Below are 16,332 nucleotides of genomic sequence, written 5' to 3' on the forward strand. Positions count from 1 at the left end.
TATGCTCAATGAAACGGCTAGCAAGGCAGAAGATGGCACTGCTGATATTTCACGTGATAATGTGAATGTGGATGCTATAAGCAACCAAAAATTATCAAGTGCTATGCCCAATTTTATGAAGAGCATAGATGATAACGTTCATGAACTAACCGTACGTATTGCTCAAGACTGGCAACAATCGCGTAATCAGCGATTCTCTTTATCAAAACTAGAATCAAAACCAGAGCCAACAACAGGCGTCTGCGTCGAAGAACAGAATAGCACACAAGACAAAAAAATGGTGACCGCTCACAGCTTGCAAGTGGGCGACATCATCATGGTAGAAGCTGGATCTGAAATTATCAGTGATGGTGTTTTACTCAGTCCAACGGCAACAGTCTCGCAAAGTCTACTGACGGGTGAGGGTGACTTGATTATTAAGACCCAAGGCGACTATATCGTTGGTGGTGCGCAAAATGATAGTCAGCCGTTTGAGATGCTGGTCACCGCACTACCAGAAGACAGTCAGATAGGTTTGATAGATAGACTTATGAACCGCGCCATGAGTGAAAAGCCAAAACTGGCACAGCAAGCAGATAAGCTGGCACGTTGGTTTGTAGCACGGATTTTAGTATTGTCCGTCTTGGTGTTTATCGGTTGGTATATCGTTGATCCAAGCCAAGCTGTTTGGGCTACCGTCGCAGTATTAGTTGCAACTTGTCCTTGTGCCTTGTCTTTGGCGACACCTATTGCCCTGACGGTATCGACGAATCGGTTGGCGAGCTATGGATTTTTAACGACGCGTGGGCATACGCTGCAAACGCTCGCTGAGATTACTCATGTGGCCTTTGATAAAACAGGTACGCTGACTTATGGTAAGCCGAATTTACTCAATATCGAATTAACTGATCCTCTGAGTCAAAAAGAGACAGAAGGTTTAGTATTAGCTGACCAAAAAGATAAAGTCTTAGCCATCGCCGCTGCTCTAGAAGTGGGTAGTCGCCACCCCATTGCCCATGCATTGCTGACTGCTGCTTATCAACTGCATCTGCCAACTACGCAAGCATTACAGCATTATCCAGCGGGTGGGGTAGAAGCAATGATCAACGATGTGCTATATCGAATTGGTCATGTAGATTTTGCCTTAGACAACACCAATGATGCGAGTGCAAATAATGATATAACCATCGATTTAGTAGCGCAGCGTGCTAGCTCAGCGGTAGTTTTGTCTTGTCAAAATCACGATTCAGACGATTGGCAAGCGCTGGCGTGTTTTTACTTTAATGACAAGGTGCGTGACAGTGCTAAGTCGATGCTTGATACGCTGAAAGCGCTAGGCATTGATTCTGTAATGCTGACTGGTGATCCAAGTCCGCAAGCGTTAGTAATGGCGAAAGGTTTGGGTATGGAGTCTGCCTATAATGGTTTATCACCAACCGATAAGGTCAACCATATTCAAAAATTGCAGTCTGAAGGTGCAGTAGTGCTGATGGTTGGTGACGGTATCAATGATGCACCCGTACTGGCAGCGGCAGATGTCTCGACCTCGATTGCTGGCGCGGCAGATTTGGCGCAAGTATCGAGCGATAGTATTATCTTAAATGGTCAAATAGAAGCTATTACTGCGGCCAAACGTATCGCTGATAAAACAGAGCGTATCATCAAACAAAACTTTCACTGGGCACTGGTATATAACAGTATTGTGTTGATACCAGCAGCGTTAGGCTACGTGCCACCATGGCTCGCTGCTATTGGTATGTCGCTCAGCTCGTTGTTTGTGGTATTGAATGCTTTACGTTTGAAGCGAGCGTAGGGGTGATTCTAAGACACGAGGTAGTGTGCAGTGGCATGGGTGACTGCACGATAGACGCTATGATGACTGTTGGCTATAACAGTGGTCTAACTAATCGTTAGTTCTTCGATCATGTCATAATTACATTCGGCTATAGGGTGCCCCGTTTCTCTGGAGCCCCAAAGCTCAAAATATATGTCGTTATATGAAACATAGGTATGAAAAATTTTATCTGTAATTGATTGGTCATCATACAAGGTAATATTATTATTAACCTTATACGTATAGCTACTGTAAAGCTCATCAAATATTTCAACAGCCTTATCATGATTGTCAACTATCAAGTTAATAGTTTCAATCATTTCTAATTGGTCTTGCTCTGATAATGTATGGCCAGACTCATTTCGAATAAATGGGTCTTTAAAGCCGTATGTTATATTTGTAAGGTAGTCATCTCCTAGAATATATACATAGCCTTGGCTGTTATGGAAGGTGAAAGTGTCAGTGTAGTCTTCATTTTCTTCGAACTTGTCTTCTAGTTTCTTCCATAGGGGGGATACCCTTAATCTTTCAATAAACGCTTCTCTAGGCATAACGTCAATGGGTTGTTGTCTTTGTATGCCAGTATCAGGCGCTACGGGCTCTACCGTTTCAGATTCTTGGTCAATAGAATATTGTCCACAATCTAAGGCTTCATTATCGGTATTCAGTGTTTTATCTATAGATTCGGTCGAGTCGCAACCGAGAAATAGCATTGATAGTATTAGTATTAAGTTTTTCATGGTTTATCCGCAGTTGCAGACCTAAGTGAGTTTGTACAACTTGCTAATGATAGTGACATTGCTATAAAAATAAGTTTAATCATGTTCAATCTCTAACTGATTGATAAGCTTGTCAAAAAAGAAAAGTTGCACTCTTTAATAGGATGATTGGTTCTGTTTATGCCCCAAATCTCGAACAATAGACCGTTATAGCGAACATAGCTATGCAGCGTTTCCCCATCACTCAATACGTCATTATTCTTAACTTTAATTATATATTGTTGATAAAGCTGATCTAGTATTGCAGCAGCTTTATCGTGATCGTCAATTACTAAATTAACAGTTTCTGTCATGCCGAAATTCTCTTGCTCTAATAGCTGATGCCCATATTTCTTTCTCTTATTTACGTTTAAGGGAGAGGCTTTAAATCTTTCGATAAATAGCTCTTTTGATACGACATTAATAGGATTCTCTCTTAATACTCCAGTATCCAGTGGTATAGGTTGATTATCGTAGCCTGTCGGCTCATAGCATCTTACTGGTTTATCTGACTTTACAGGTTCATTTATCATTGCCTGTTTATCATCTTGTAGTAGTGCTGGCTCACTAGCTATGACTTTTGAAGTACTTAAGGTTGTACAACTTGCTAATGAGAGTGACATTGCTATAAAAATAAGTTTAATCATGTTCAACTTTTAACTGATTGTCAGCGTAATTAACATTTTTAGGTTACATTCTGCTATATCATATTTAGTTCTATTTGCACCCCAAAGTTCAAATAAGATGCCATCATGGCGAATATAAGTATGTAGAGTCTCATTATCACTCAACATCTCATTACTCCTAACTTTAGCCATATATTGCTGATAAAGCTGATCCAGTATTGCAGCAGCTTTATCGTGATCATCAATCACTAAATCAATAATCTCCGTCATAGCAAAATTTTCTTGATCCAATAGTCGATGTCCATATTTATTTCTTTCATCGATATCTAAGGGAAAGTAAGCAATGTTAGTTATGCTTTCTGATTTCGAAAAACTACCATCACCTTGGATTTGAAGAAAGCCATTTATCTCACTTAATAAAAAGTCGCGTTCAAAGTGATTAGAATAACTTACTTTTTCCCATAAAGGAGAGGCTTCTAATCTTTCAATAAATAGCTCTTTCGGTACGACATCAATAGGAGTCTCTCTGCGTACTCCTGTATCAAGTAGTTCAGGCTTAATGTCGTATTCTGAGGGCTCATAACATATTACTGATTTATCTGACTTTACAGGTTCATTTATTATTGCCTGTTTATCATCTTGCAGTAGTGCTGGCTCACTAACCATGACTTTTGAAGTACTCAAGCTTGTACAACTTGCTAATGACAGTGACATTGCTATAAAAATAAATTTAACCACGAAACACACCTAATTAATTGTCAAGCCTGTCAAAAGAGTTAAGTTGCACTCTTTGATAGGATGATTGGTTCTGTTCATGCCCCAAATCTCGAACAATATACCGTTATAGCGAACATAGCTATGCAGTGTTTCTCCGTCACTCAATACGTCATTATTCTTAACTTTAATTATATATTGTTGATAAAGCTGGTCCAGGATTGCATCAGCTTTCTCGTGATCATCAATCACTAAACTAATGATTTCTTTCATAGCAAACTTTTCTTGACCTAGTAGCTGATGACCGTATTTGTTTCTTTCATCAATATCTAAGGGAGAGTAAAAAACTTTAGTTATATTTTCTGATTTCGAAAAACTACCATCACCTCGAATTTGAAGAAAGCCATTAATCTCACTTAACGAAAAATCACTTTTGAAAGAGTTAACGTGGCTTACTTTACTCCACAAAGAAGAGGCTTCTAGCCTTTCAATAAATAGCTCTTTCGGTATGACATCAATAAGAGTCTCTCTTAATACTCCAGTATCCAGTGGTATAGGTTGGTTGTCATAGCCTGTCGGCTCATGACACATTACTGGTTTGTCATTATTTACAGGTTCATTTATTATTGCCTGTTCATTATCTTGCAATAGTGCTGGCTCACTAGCTATGACTTTTGAAGTACTTAAGGTTGTACAACTTGCTAAAGATAGCGACATTGCTATAAAAATAAGTTTAATCATGTTCAATTTCTAACTGACTGTCAGCGTTGTTAGCATATTGAAATTACATACTTCCAAAGGATGTGTATTTCTACTTAAACCCCACAGCTCAAACAATATACCGTTATAGCGAACATAGCTATGCAATGTTTCTCCGTCACTCAATACATCATTATTCTTAACTTTAACAAGATACTGCTGATAAAGCTGATCTAGGACTGCAGCAGCTTTCTCGTGATCATTAATCACTAAATTAATAATCTCCGTCATAGCAAACTTTTCTTGATCTAATAACTGATGTCCATATTTATTTCTTTTATTTACATCTAGAGGAATATAAGCAATTTTCTTTACATGTGTAGGACTGCTACGAACTTGAAGAAAACCGTTAAGAGCACTAAGTCTAAAACTGGATCTGTCTTCATCTTTACGTTCTGTTTGCTCCCATAAGGGAGAGGCTTTAAATCTTCCGATAAATAGATCTTTAGGTACGACATTAATAGGGGTCTCTCTGCGCACTCCTGTATCAGGTAGTTCCGGTGGATTATCATATTCGGGTGGTTCATAGCATATTACTGGTTTGTCATTATTTACAGGTTCATTTATCACTGCCTGTTCATCATCTTGCAGTAGTGCTGGCTCACTAGCCATGACTTTTGAAGTACTTAAGCTTGTACAGCTTGCTAATGACAGTGACATTGCTATAAAAATAAGTTTAACCACGAAATACACCTAATTAATTGTTAAGCCTGTTAAAAGAGTTAAGTTTATCTGTACGGATTTGAGGGCAGGGGTCAAACCTTTTATTATTCAAGCTGATATAAATAATCAGTAGTAACTGGAGTATCCAGACGTTTTCCACTCATAGTTATTAAAAAGGTTTCATCATCTTTGATAACCTGAGCTTCTCCATCTCTGAATCTATCAGCGTCATCATATATAAATGGAATAATGACTTCTCCTTTTTTATTAATAAATCCCCATTTGTTATTTAGCTTAACATTCGCTAGGCCTTCGTTAAAATCATAGCCTTCATCGTATTGACACTCAATTACTTCTACAAACTGCTCGTTGATAAAGCCGCGTTTACCGTTTCTTTGAACTGATGCGAACCCTTCATTGAACATATCTATATTGTCATACTCAAAAGGCAGGAGAACTTCACCTTTTGTATTTATTAGACCCCATTTATTATTTAATTGGACTTTAGCTAATCCGTCATGAATTTGAGAGGAGCGTTCATATAAAAAATCTATAACGACGTTTCCTTGGCGATCTATATAGCCCATTTTGCCATTTTTTTGCACTCTAGAATAACCTTCAATAAAATCTCCTGCAAATGAGTACTCAGGCGCAATGACAACTTCTTCCTTATATTTATAGCCCCATTTACCTTCAGATTCAAAGGGTCTGAAATCATAATCATCTATTATGGATGGATCCGATGGGGAGTTATATAGGTATATTGACTCATCATTTGGTTCTCCCTCAGGGCTATTTTTTTCTACACTTAAAGCCTGACTTGCATCTAATGAATCATTAATATCCAGTTTTGCATCATCCATTGCGCAACCAAAGAAAATAAGCATTGAGGCTAATAAGATCAAATTTTTCATAATAAATTATCCACAGTTACAACGTCCTTTGTTAGGTAAAAAATATAACTAATGAATTGTTAGGTTACTCAACATATCAAACCTACAGTGTTCAAGTTCATGAGTAGTATTCCGCCCCCACAGCTCAAAAAGTAAACCATCAAAGCGAACATAAGAGAAATAGATATCAGTATCTTTTAACTTAATATCATTTTTCACTTGATAAAGTAGCTGTGTTTTAGGTTTAGTTATGAATGTGATATAGGGGGTGATGTCATTGTTACTTATGTATAAGTATAAAAAGCTACCCGAAAATGGTTTGAAGTAAAAGCAGTCCAAATTAGTCTTATCTATGATCAAGCGGTCAAATGAACCATTTTAATTACTGCTTGGATAGTTTGGAATGATGGGATCTTGTTCTAAGACTTAGGATTATATAAAGATATATCAGTTCTGTCATCATCTTCGCAAAAGGTCATCTCTACCATAACGTATTTAGATTGTTTCTGCTGCACAACACATTCTGTATACTTTGTAATCTTTGGACTATCTAACAATTCTTGGAAGAACTGAGGAGGGTTATCTGCACCACTTACATCTATCATCTTATAGATAATTTTTTTCTGAAAATCACTAAAAGCTTCAGTAAATTTTTGAGGTACTGCTACGTAAAATAGTTTGCCAAAATATTGATCCTTTTCTTTCTCAAAAGAATAATGAATAAAAGTATCATCGGAATATTGAACTAAACCATAAAAGCTATTAAGGTCTTCATTTATATTTTCTCCCTCAATTTTTTCAACTTGCATATCATCATAGAATGAGGTCTTTAACTTCTCTGTATTTAATTGTGGCAAAGAAAAGCGTGTCTGGGATTGCTTTGCCGGCGTACTTGTTACTCTTGGTTCCAAATCAACTGAAAAATCATTTTCTATTTCGTCTATATCTCCATCTATTGCTGGATACTGCTGATTGGTTGATACATTATCTGTATTTGAAACAGTGTTGTTAGTGCTTTGATTTTGCTCTATGCCTTTGATGTCAGCTGATTTGTTATCACAAGCTAGTAATGAAGGACTAAATAATAAGGTAATAATAAAAAATCTTAATAATTTCATAATCTATCCTGTAAATTCTTGTATCTTTTTGCGTTTCATACCATTGATATCTAGTGAGTGACATGCGCTTTTTGCTATTTGTTCTTTTACTAATGGCTTGCCAAGTGTAGTCCATCACTTTATCACTAAAACCTTGATAAAAAGTATATTGAGCCTCAGAGTCAAATACATGGCGTAGCGTTAAACTATGACCTATTTCATGAACTAAAGTATCAAGATTCTCCCAAGCGTTTTTAAAAACGACAGCAACATTACCCGTTGCCAATTGCGTTAAACGTTCAGCCAGATGTTGACCGCCCAATGCTGTTTGGGTGAGAGTCGGGGTGTACTGTTGATAGTTGTGCTGTCCGGATTGCGCATAGGTTTGCGGCTGGGTGGAGAAGACAATAATAAAAAACCACCCGAAGGTGGCTTAAGTAAAATAATAAAAGACTAACCTTGCTCATCATCAAATTGCCAAATCACTTCACCCCAGTTGTTGTTTGGATAGTCTGGCATGAGCTGGCTTTTCTTAAGATAGGCTCAGTTATGTTTTTTGGCAGGTGTAAACCAGTAGGCTGATTTGGTTAGGCATTATTTTATAAAATAGTCTTAGGTTTGTATTCAACTTCAGACTATTGCATATACTCCCAAAAATCAGGGGTCTCATAACTTTCATCGATAGTATAGCCCTGTTCTTGCAAATCAAGCTCTTTCTTTAATCTACTAGTTAAAGACAGTTTAATCATGTCCTCATAGGCTTGTTTTAAGGCGGCTCCTTCAAGTTTAGAGCCGCCTTCTATAAGATTGACACCAGTATATCCAGCAGTGTTAAACGCAAACCTAAGCATATACTGCTCTTGCCCGATCTCGTTAACTTCTGTCTTATCGACAGTTATAATGACGATGACACCATCAAGATATAAATTATAGTACAGGCTTTGATTTGGGTCGCTGTTAAATAAATCAGACCACTCTTCATAGCTTAAAATATAACTAGGGTCCGTGACTTCATTGAATTGCTCTATAGACCTAAGATTATCTTGTTTTGAGATACGAGATGCATAGGGGGGGTAATACTGCTGCCAACCTTGTTGGTTGATTTGAGTTAATAATTCTTTATAGGCTAAGTAAGCTTCCTTTGGTTCCACAAATTCTGCTTTGTTTAAGCTAGCATTAATACTTATACCTATAATACCTTTGCTTACGTTATTGTTTTTAGAGTTTCCCAATACGGAAAATGCGTTATCCAAAGTTAAAGTATGATTCTCATGAGCAATATTTACAGATCCTAGATCAGGAGGCGTCCAATCCAAATCAAAAAAGCTCATTCCAGCAGGTTGGATGTCTACATCGCCATCAGTATAAGTATTAAAGTCTTTGACTCCTTGCTGACCAAAGTGAAGAGTGACATTTTGTGGTGTGGGCATAGATTTATTCTCTTGTTGTGTGTATTGAAATAAGATAAAAACAATCGCCACGATAACCGCTAATATAACTGCTTTAAAGGATAGTAATCGCATTATGTTTTACCTTCATTGCTATCAGGATGTATTCTAGATTCAGCTTTACTATTGCCCCAATTCGCAATGACTCTAAGCTCAGAGATTAAAAAATTTCTACCATCAGTATCAAGCATCAAGGTATGATATTTTTCTGCCACTTTATTTATCCAAACCATACGGCTGTCATAATTTTCTAGTATCGTTCCTTTTGGAGGTGTGCTCCATGGATCTTCAGGTAGGGATTTAGCGTCTCCTCCTACTAATCCTCCTCTTCCAGTTCCTCTTCTTCTTCTTCTTTTTAGTGTGCTAACATCATAATCGCTTGATAATGCTAGTGTTTGATCAATAGAAACCTTGCTCAAAAACCAACCGCGTTGATCTTTAACATTTGCTTGAAGAGACGCATCCTCCCATGCAATTTTTTGTAATATATTTCTTTGTTCTTGTACTGCCACATATAAAATATGCTTTAAAAGATCTGCTTGAGCCGCATTGAATTTAAGTTGTAAGGTGGGTTCAGATTTAAATTTAGATTCAATACTAGGTAGCAAGCCAAAAGCAGAGTTGATCTCTGATGTTACTCGTAGATAGCTGATATCTGATAAGCAAGAAGACCATGGCATATTATTTATTGATGTTAGAAGGTCTACAAAATTTTGAGTATTACGTTGTCCTTTACACTTTTTAAATGAGTCAGGAGAAGCGCTCCACAGATAATGCCACACCGATATATCCATAAAAAGCCATAAATTTCCTTTTGCAAAGGCATCTAAGGCGTCATCTGAGTTTAGCATACCGGTAAGATAAGCAATTTTACTTCTAAAAGCGCTAAAGACCATAGCTACTGTTTTAGACGCAAAAGCTCCTAGTCCCATCCAATAATAGCGCCCCAATAAAGTAGGATCACCTCCGATCTCTGTTTCTAGAAATATTTTGGCGTATACAGAAGCAATACGTCTAGCTCGAGCCTCATATCCTGGCTCTAGCTTATAATTATTAGATGACTCAATATTCGATACTCGTTTCATGGCCTCTTGCTGATATATCTGTAGAAACTGAATACAGTTACATTGAGCTGGTCTACAGCTACCCACATTAGAGTTGGTTTTACTTTTCCAGTCCAAAGAGTCTTTACCAGACATTATTTTCCCTTTTTATAAAAAATTATATTTATATTTGTACATTTTATGAGTTATTTTCTGTACTCGTAAAAGTAGACCAAACTAATTTTACTTTTAGCTCGTCCTCTTTATCCCCTGAATCTATACGCGGCGTTTTGCCATCATCATCTGATTTTGATTTAATATTGACAGTTTTACTAGTTAATCGATATTCTAGTTCAGTTAACGGCTTACCTGTAGGATCTAAAAACTGAATCTGCTCATCAAAAAACTCTTTTTCCATCAGTTTATCGAAAGGTAGACGTGATAAATAATTACCATCCATCCCGCCGCTATCACGACTATGCTTACCAGCCTTCTCCGTAAACTGCATTGCCGCAATCGTAATATCACCGCCATCTAGCGTGATACTCGCACCGCCCGCCGTCAGCGTAATCTTATTCGTTGCCACCACCTCAACCTCCTTGGTCGAGGATGACATATTCACATCTTGCTTCGCTGTCGCTTCAAACTTCCCTGTATGCGCAGACAGCATAATATTGTCCTTGCCATTGGTCATACTAAACTGACCATCAGCGACCATCGTCAAAGACTCACTACTGACCTGATGATGACCATCACCACTGCTCACCATCATATCTTGCTGAGTGGTCGTTATCATCTCACCCATAGATCGTTGAATCAGCGTATCGTCACTGACATAGCTCGTATCAGCAGCGCCATCGATCAGCGTATAGGGCGCTTGTTGATGGGTTTTGGTTTGCTGCTCCTCTGCGATAGCCTCTAACTGGGTTTTAATCGCTTTGTGGTCATTGACCTGACGTCCCAGTCCCGTTGCCAATTGCGTTAAACGTTCAGCCAGATGCTGACCACCTAACGCCGTTTGGGTAAGAGTCGGGGTGTGCTGTTGATAGTTATGCTGCTCAGATTGCGCATGGGTTTGCGGCTGGGTGGAGAAGACAATAATAAAAAACCACCCGAAGGTGGCTTAAGTAAAATAATAAAAGACTAACCTTGCTCACCATCAAATTGCCAAATCACTTCACCCCAGTTGTTGTTTGGATAGTCTGGCATGCGCTAGCTTTTCTTAAGATAGGCTCAGTTATGTTTTTTGGTAGGTGTAAACCAGTAGGCTGATTTGGCTAGGCATTATTTTATTTGGCTAGGCATTATTTTATAAAATAGTCTTAGGTTTGTATTCAACTTCAGACTATTTCATATACTCCCAAAAATCAGGACTCTCGTAATTTTCATCGATAGTATAGCCCTGTTCTTGTAAATTAAGTTCTTGCTTCGAACGATCGTTTAAAGCCAGTTTAATAGTATCTTCATAGGCTTTTTTCAATGCTGCTCCTTCGAGTTTAGATCCACCTTCTATAAGATTAACGCCAATATATCCAGCAGTATTGAAAGAATATCTGAGTAGATACTGCTCTTGTCCGAACTCGTTAGCTTTCGTCTTTTTAAGAGTAATATTCATTATAATGCCATCAAGATATAAATTGTAATCTAGCCTTTGGTCTGGGTTGCTGTTAAATAAGTCAGACCACTCTTCATAGCTCAGAATATAACTAGGATCTGTGACTTCATTGGATCGCTTTATAGACCTAAGGTTATTTTGCTTTGAAACACGAGGTGCATAGGGAGCGTAATACTGCTGCCAACCTTTTTGATTAATTTGAGTCAATAATTCTTTATAAGCTAAGTAAGCTTCTTTTGGTTCCACAAATTCTGCTTTGTTTAAGCCTGAGTCCATATCAATACCGTTGATACCACTACTTTTTTGACTGCCTAATACAGAAAACACATTATCTAATGTTAAAGTATGTTCCTCATGAGCAATATTTACTGTGCCTAGATTAGGAGGCGTCCAAAACAAATCAAAAAAGCTCATACCTGCAGGTTGGACGTCTACATTACCACCAGTATAAGTATTAAAGTCTTCGACTCCTTGCTGACCAAAGTGAAGAGTGACATTTTGTGGTGTAGATATAGGTTCATTTCCTTTTAGTATGTATTGAAATAAGATAAAAACAATCGCCACGATAACCGCTAATACGACTGCTTTGAAGGATAGTAATCGCATTATCTTTTTCCTTCATTACTACTAGGGAGTATCCAACCGGTTTCTTTACTATTGCCCCAAGTCGCAATGACTCTAAGCTCAGAGATTAAAAAATTTCTACCATCAGTATCAAGCATCAATTTATGATATTTTTTAGCTACATTATTTATCCAGACCATGCGGCTATCATAATTATACTATCTAACCATCATTCCAGTTTTATAATAAATAACAAGAGGTTCATGCAAGGTATTTTGTTGTGAATTCAACATTATTTTTGAAGTCATAAGTACTTGGACATACTCATCGTTTATAGTCATCCATTCTGTTGGTGTTGTTTTAGATGACTCAATATTATGAGTATGAAATGAGAGCTTACCCATATTTTGACCTTCAACTTGAGAAATATTGTATTTAAAAAACTGGCTATTATGTACTCCTTCAATATAGCATTCAGATTCTATATTATGATAGCAGTAGACTAGCAACTCTCTAGTAGGATGAACTAAATAAACTACTTTCCTAGGATCATCCAAACTTAAAATACTATCTATAGATTTCTGTGCACTATAGCCCTGAGCATTAGGGGGGGCTAGTATTTCAGAGTTACTGTCATTTAGATGAGTAGCTGGCAAACTATGTGATAAAACAAAAGAGTCCTCAACACTAACGTTAGTAACTACTTCATCGATTTTTTCACTATTATTTACTTCTTTATAATCAGGTTCAGTCGTACCGCAGCCAAATAGTAAAACTGATAATATTAACGGTAAGTTTTTCATAGTTTATCCGCAGTTGCACTTTTTAGTAGGAAGTAGCCAAACATCTCCAAGGTAATCTGTTGCGTAGGCATCTTGATAATTCATGGTAACTACAGTAGCGTGGCCGGTTGCAACCATTATGAATACATCATTATGCGTTAATGCTGATTTCAATTTATTAAAGTCCTCTATGTTAGTAAGTGTGAAGTCTGGCTTACCTACTATTTGCTTTAAATGTTCTTTCATCTTACGAGCAGAAATGATATATCTTTTGTTATCTAAATAGTTTCTATTTGCACCTGATGAGCTAGATTTTATTAATTTTCCAGAGTAGTTTAGACCATAGCTAACTCTTGCAGCACATGAGTTTTGAGTTCCATTAGGGCTATTAGGGCCGTACTCATCATTGATGTTACCACCAATTTTTTCCCATGCTTGCGCCCCTGTATAACTATCATAAAAGAGATAGTGTTTTTTAAACTCATCAGCATATGGTAAAGCACAATGACATTTCCTAACCCTACTAATATTTTTTTTGGTCAGTTCATGAATTTCTAATGCTTGTGAACTTGATGTTCGACCAGTCCCTCTTAATGCTTCAAAAGGATCATATTCAGGCATAGTTTATTCCTTATCTGAGTTAGTTTTTAAATGAACTTTTATATTTTGCTCTATAGATGTGTACATGAGATCTGTTAAGCCATTCTCATCAGTAGTACCTTCAAATACCTCACCTGTTATTTCAGCTTGTGCAATATAATCGGTAAAGCTATAAGGAATATCATCATCATCAGCGAATCTGAATTGAGCAGTGTGGTTGTCTAGTTTCAAATGAACCTTAATTTCATCAGGATCAGAGCTAAAGAACGTTTCAGTGTTTCCTTCAGTATCTGTAACACCCTCAAACGTCTCTTTCGTATTCTCATTGATAGCAATATACGGCGTATTGGCATAAGCAATATCATCATCGTCAGCGAATTTAAATTGTGCTTTATACATTGCGCCAGCCACTAAACTCGGCAACCCCGCCAAACCAAGCCCATCCATCCCGCCACCATCACGGCTATGCTTACCAGCTTTCTCCGTAAACTGCATCGCCGCAATCGTAATATCACCGCCATCTAGCGTGATACTTGCACCGCCAGCTGTGAGCGTAATCTTATTCGTTGCTACTATCTCAACTTCTTTAGTTGAGGATGACATATTCACATCTTGCTTCGCCGTTGCTTCAAGCTTTCCTGTATGCGCAGACAGCATAATATTGTCCTTGCCATTTGTCATACTGAACTGACCATCAGCGACCATCGTCAAAGACTCACTACTGACCTGATGATGCCCATCACCACTACTCACCATCATATCTTGCTGAGTGGTCGTTATCATCTCACCCATAGATCGTTGAATCAGCGTATCGTCACTGACATAGCTCGTATCAGCAGCGCTATCGATCAGTGTATAGGGTGCTGTTTGATGGGTTTTGGTTTGCTGTTCCTCTGCGATAGTTTCTAACTGGGTCTTAATCGCTTTGTGGTCATTGACCTGACGTCCCAGCCCCGTTGCCAATTGTGTTAAACGTTCAGCAAGATGTTGACCGCCTAACGCCGTTTGGGTGAGAGTCGGGGTGTGCTGTTGATAGTTGTGCTGATCAGATTGCGCATGGGTTTGCGGCTGTGTTGAGAATACCAATGCTTCGCCCGACTTGATATTGATTTGAGCATTGGTATTGGCATTGATGCCTTGACATTTACTACTGGCGCCATCACTTGCAGCATTGATGATACCCATCTTTAGACTAGCAGCCACTTGACCATCATCGACGTTCAGCTGTGAGTACGCTTGCTCTGTTCTATGATCGGTAATCCACTCTGATAAACCGTTACCCGTGTTGCGATAGCCGCTCTCAACGGCTTGTTCATTGTCAGTGGCAAATAGGCTAGGGCGCGTGCTGGACAATAAGCTACCAGTATTGATTAAGTGCTCACCATCACCGATAGACTGCATCAGGGTTTGGTCGTCAGTTCTATGAGTGAAGTGACTGCCATAGTTGGCCCCTGCTTGGGCTTCTAATCGATTGATAGGTTGGGCAGGACTGTCAAGCAGATAGCTTTTGGTCGGGGTCATATGATTGCGACTGTCGGTATCGCTTTGAGCGTCTGTGATACCGGTCATTGGCGGTAGCACGCGTCTGCTATATAAGCCACCCACCCACGGCGTGTCTGCGGTAATCAGACACAGCTGGGTCAAGTGAATGCCTGACTCTAGTGTTGAGGCATGACGCTCATGGTGGCGACGACTGATGGTCAGCCCTGTCACATGTGCCAGACTGTTACGTGCCAAGTGAACGATATGAGTGGCGCGATAGTGCTGATTGAGATGATTGTGATCGACCAGTATAAAGGTATCGGCAACATTCAAGTCAGTGGCATGAGCAAGTGCATGATAGACGCTATGATGGCTTTGATGGCTGTTTGCGACGACAGTCGCTTCATCGATGGTCTCGGTATCTGTCACTGGGGCAAATGCGGCAGGGGTGTCTAGTGTGAGCGTTTGGCTACCTGCTTGATTGTTTTCTTGACCATTCTCTTGATCAGTACTAGTAGTAATATCAGCAGACTGAGTAGGGTGTGAGACACTCGCACTGTTAAAGCGTTGCATCGTCACGGAGCTTGGCTGAGTGATGATTTGCTCACTCAGTGCCAATACTGGTGCATGTACGCGGTCGTGTAATACTTGCTGATAGCGTATCGCACCAATGTTTGTGCTAATGCCATCGCTATCGCTTGGAGAGGCTGTGGTGATAATGAGCTTAGGCGGGCAATGTTCATCCGTTTGCTCGTGTCGCAGATAGGCTGTCAGTCCTTGACGTGCAAGCCGCTCACAAATATGTGTCCAGTCACTGATTTGCCACTGAGTCATGCGCGCTGGTGTCCAACCAGTAGCGTCTTCACCACTGCTGCTATCATCGACGGTCTCTATCTCTAGAGTAGCAGTGCGTTCTGCCACCATTGATTGTACTGATAAGTCAGTATCTATATGACAGCGTGGATGCTGATGCAATCGATAGGTGATGGGCTGTGCGAGCAGACGATAATAACCATAGCTGCCATCATGATCCATTTGATGTACGGCCGTCAGGTATAAATGGCGGTAGTGTAGGCCGCTCGGGGTATCGAAGCTCAAGGTAAGCGGAGTGCCGATTAAGTAAGTAAGCGATGTAAATGGCGGATGGTGACGCTCATGAATATAGACATGAAGCAGGTAAGTGTCGATACCGTGCTGCTGATATTGCTCATTCCCATTGGGATTTAGCTGGGCAACGATATCATCTTCAGAAGATGCTTGAATCAGCTTATTCTGCCACGCTTTATGGTCATTGATGTCTTGACGAGCACTCGCATAGGGAGCTTGTGTACTGCCTTCACTGGCATAGAGCCTGTCAGGATGCATGGGGAGTACAGTATTGGTCAAGCGTAACATAGTTATGTCCCTATTCTTTGCGCAATGGCATCATATTTTTTGAGCGCTGGCATCAAAACATAAGTGCTTGTCTGCCATTG

17 protein-coding genes are annotated in these 16,332 nt (G+C 39.2%); 1 reads left to right on the plus strand and 16 read right to left on the minus strand.

Translation table 11 applies throughout. From position 1 onward, the window contains the following. Nucleotides 1-1,792, plus strand: a 1,792-nt coding sequence (locus tag JMW61_RS13735; protein WP_201551965.1) for a heavy metal translocating P-type ATPase, incomplete at its 5' end; no start/stop codon positions are given. Nucleotides 1,793-1,878: 86 nt separating this feature from the next. On the opposite strand, the gene JMW61_RS13740 is transcribed toward JMW61_RS13735, so the two are convergent. The 16 genes from JMW61_RS13740 to JMW61_RS13815 all read right to left on the minus strand — a co-directional run bounded on the left by JMW61_RS13740 (nucleotide 1,879) and on the right by JMW61_RS13815 (nucleotide 16,252). Next, nucleotides 1,879-2,553 (minus strand): hypothetical protein, encoded by a 675-nt coding sequence (locus JMW61_RS13740; RefSeq protein ID WP_201551966.1) that lies wholly within the window; start codon nucleotides 2,551-2,553, stop codon nucleotides 1,879-1,881. Between the two features lie 92 nt (nucleotides 2,554-2,645). Continuing rightward, nucleotides 2,646-3,218, minus strand: coding sequence for a hypothetical protein (locus JMW61_RS13745; protein ID WP_201551967.1), 573 nt, complete (start codon nucleotides 3,216-3,218; stop codon nucleotides 2,646-2,648). A gap of 9 nt (nucleotides 3,219-3,227) precedes the next feature. Then, nucleotides 3,228-3,935 (minus strand): hypothetical protein, encoded by a 708-nt coding sequence (locus tag JMW61_RS13750; protein ID WP_201551968.1) that lies wholly within the window; start codon nucleotides 3,933-3,935, stop codon nucleotides 3,228-3,230. Between the two features lie 9 nt (nucleotides 3,936-3,944). After that, nucleotides 3,945-4,652, minus strand: coding sequence for a hypothetical protein (locus JMW61_RS13755; protein ID WP_201551969.1), 708 nt, complete (start codon nucleotides 4,650-4,652; stop codon nucleotides 3,945-3,947). A gap of 9 nt (nucleotides 4,653-4,661) precedes the next feature. Beyond that, entirely contained in the window at nucleotides 4,662-5,354 is a 693-nt protein-coding gene (locus tag JMW61_RS13760) for a hypothetical protein (protein ID WP_201551970.1), read from the minus strand. Between the two features lie 83 nt (nucleotides 5,355-5,437). After that, nucleotides 5,438-6,247, minus strand: coding sequence for a WG repeat-containing protein (locus JMW61_RS13765; RefSeq protein ID WP_201551971.1), 810 nt, complete (start codon nucleotides 6,245-6,247; stop codon nucleotides 5,438-5,440). 398 nt (nucleotides 6,248-6,645) lie between these two features. Further along, entirely contained in the window at nucleotides 6,646-7,344 is a 699-nt protein-coding gene (locus tag JMW61_RS13770; RefSeq protein ID WP_201551972.1) for a hypothetical protein, read from the minus strand. Further along, a complete protein-coding gene (locus JMW61_RS13775; protein WP_201551973.1) occupies nucleotides 7,304-7,645 on the minus strand; it encodes a M43 family zinc metalloprotease in 342 nt (113 codons plus the stop codon). Before JMW61_RS13775 ends, JMW61_RS13770 begins: the two co-directional genes overlap by 41 nt. 313 nt (nucleotides 7,646-7,958) lie before the next feature. Continuing rightward, nucleotides 7,959-8,846, minus strand: a complete 888-nt coding sequence (locus JMW61_RS13780) for a hypothetical protein (protein ID WP_201551974.1) — start codon at nucleotides 8,844-8,846, stop codon at nucleotides 7,959-7,961. Next, complete coding sequence (locus JMW61_RS13785) at nucleotides 8,846-9,970, minus strand: DUF2515 family protein (RefSeq protein ID WP_201551975.1); 1,125 nt, start codon at nucleotides 9,968-9,970, stop codon at nucleotides 8,846-8,848. The genes JMW61_RS13780 and JMW61_RS13785 overlap by 1 nt, the downstream gene beginning before the upstream one ends. Before the next feature lie 43 nt (nucleotides 9,971-10,013). Continuing rightward, nucleotides 10,014-10,790, minus strand: a complete 777-nt coding sequence (locus tag JMW61_RS13790) for a DUF2345 domain-containing protein (RefSeq protein WP_201551976.1) — start codon at nucleotides 10,788-10,790, stop codon at nucleotides 10,014-10,016. Nucleotides 10,791-11,159: 369 nt separating this feature from the next. Then, nucleotides 11,160-12,035, minus strand: coding sequence for a hypothetical protein (locus JMW61_RS13795; RefSeq protein WP_201551977.1), 876 nt, complete (start codon nucleotides 12,033-12,035; stop codon nucleotides 11,160-11,162). Then, on the minus strand, nucleotides 12,035-12,193 hold the full coding sequence (locus JMW61_RS13800) for a hypothetical protein (RefSeq protein ID WP_201551978.1): 159 nt from the start codon (nucleotides 12,191-12,193) through the stop codon (nucleotides 12,035-12,037). The genes JMW61_RS13795 and JMW61_RS13800 overlap by 1 nt, the downstream gene beginning before the upstream one ends. An 18-nt stretch (nucleotides 12,194-12,211) precedes the next feature. Beyond that, a complete protein-coding gene (locus tag JMW61_RS13805; RefSeq protein WP_201551979.1) occupies nucleotides 12,212-12,796 on the minus strand; it encodes a hypothetical protein in 585 nt (194 codons plus the stop codon). Nucleotides 12,797-12,799: 3 nt separating this feature from the next. After that, nucleotides 12,800-13,396: a T6SS effector amidase Tae4 family protein gene (locus JMW61_RS13810; RefSeq protein ID WP_201551980.1), complete on the minus strand. Its 597-nt coding sequence runs from the start codon at nucleotides 13,394-13,396 to the stop codon at nucleotides 12,800-12,802. Nucleotides 13,397-13,399: 3 nt separating this feature from the next. Then, nucleotides 13,400-16,252: a DUF2345 domain-containing protein gene (locus tag JMW61_RS13815; RefSeq protein WP_201551981.1), complete on the minus strand. Its 2,853-nt coding sequence runs from the start codon at nucleotides 16,250-16,252 to the stop codon at nucleotides 13,400-13,402. Nucleotides 16,253-16,332 lie beyond the last annotated feature (80 nt).

Source organism: Psychrobacter fjordensis (genome assembly GCF_904845995.1).
Classification (GTDB): Bacteria; Pseudomonadota; Gammaproteobacteria; order Pseudomonadales; family Moraxellaceae; genus Psychrobacter; species Psychrobacter fjordensis.

What these genes read in the sequence shown, in the direction of transcription:
- JMW61_RS13780 (WP_201551974.1), bottom strand. Translation starts at nt 8,846, where the DNA reads ATGCGATTACTATCCTTTAAAGCAGTTATATTAGCGGTTATCGTGGCG.
- JMW61_RS13745 (WP_201551967.1), bottom strand. Translation starts at nt 3,218, where the DNA reads ATGATTAAACTTATTTTTATAGCAATGTCACTCTCATTAGCAAGTTGT.
- JMW61_RS13770 (WP_201551972.1), bottom strand. Translation starts at nt 7,344, where the DNA reads ATGAAATTATTAAGATTTTTTATTATTACCTTATTATTTAGTCCTTCA.
- JMW61_RS13800 (WP_201551978.1), bottom strand. Translation starts at nt 12,193, where the DNA reads ATGGTCTGGATAAATAATGTAGCTAAAAAATATCATAAATTGATGCTT.
- JMW61_RS13755 (WP_201551969.1), bottom strand. Translation starts at nt 4,652, where the DNA reads ATGATTAAACTTATTTTTATAGCAATGTCGCTATCTTTAGCAAGTTGT.
- JMW61_RS13795 (WP_201551977.1), bottom strand. Translation starts at nt 12,035, where the DNA reads ATGCGATTACTATCCTTCAAAGCAGTCGTATTAGCGGTTATCGTGGCG.
- JMW61_RS13765 (WP_201551971.1), bottom strand. Translation starts at nt 6,247, where the DNA reads ATGAAAAATTTGATCTTATTAGCCTCAATGCTTATTTTCTTTGGTTGC.
- JMW61_RS13785 (WP_201551975.1), bottom strand. Translation starts at nt 9,970, where the DNA reads ATGTCTGGTAAAGACTCTTTGGACTGGAAAAGTAAAACCAACTCTAAT.
- JMW61_RS13740 (WP_201551966.1), bottom strand. Translation starts at nt 2,553, where the DNA reads ATGAAAAACTTAATACTAATACTATCAATGCTATTTCTCGGTTGCGAC.
- JMW61_RS13805 (WP_201551979.1), bottom strand. Translation starts at nt 12,796, where the DNA reads ATGAAAAACTTACCGTTAATATTATCAGTTTTACTATTTGGCTGCGGT.
- JMW61_RS13815 (WP_201551981.1), bottom strand. Translation starts at nt 16,252, where the DNA reads ATGTTACGCTTGACCAATACTGTACTCCCCATGCATCCTGACAGGCTC.
- JMW61_RS13810 (WP_201551980.1), bottom strand. Translation starts at nt 13,396, where the DNA reads ATGCCTGAATATGATCCTTTTGAAGCATTAAGAGGGACTGGTCGAACA.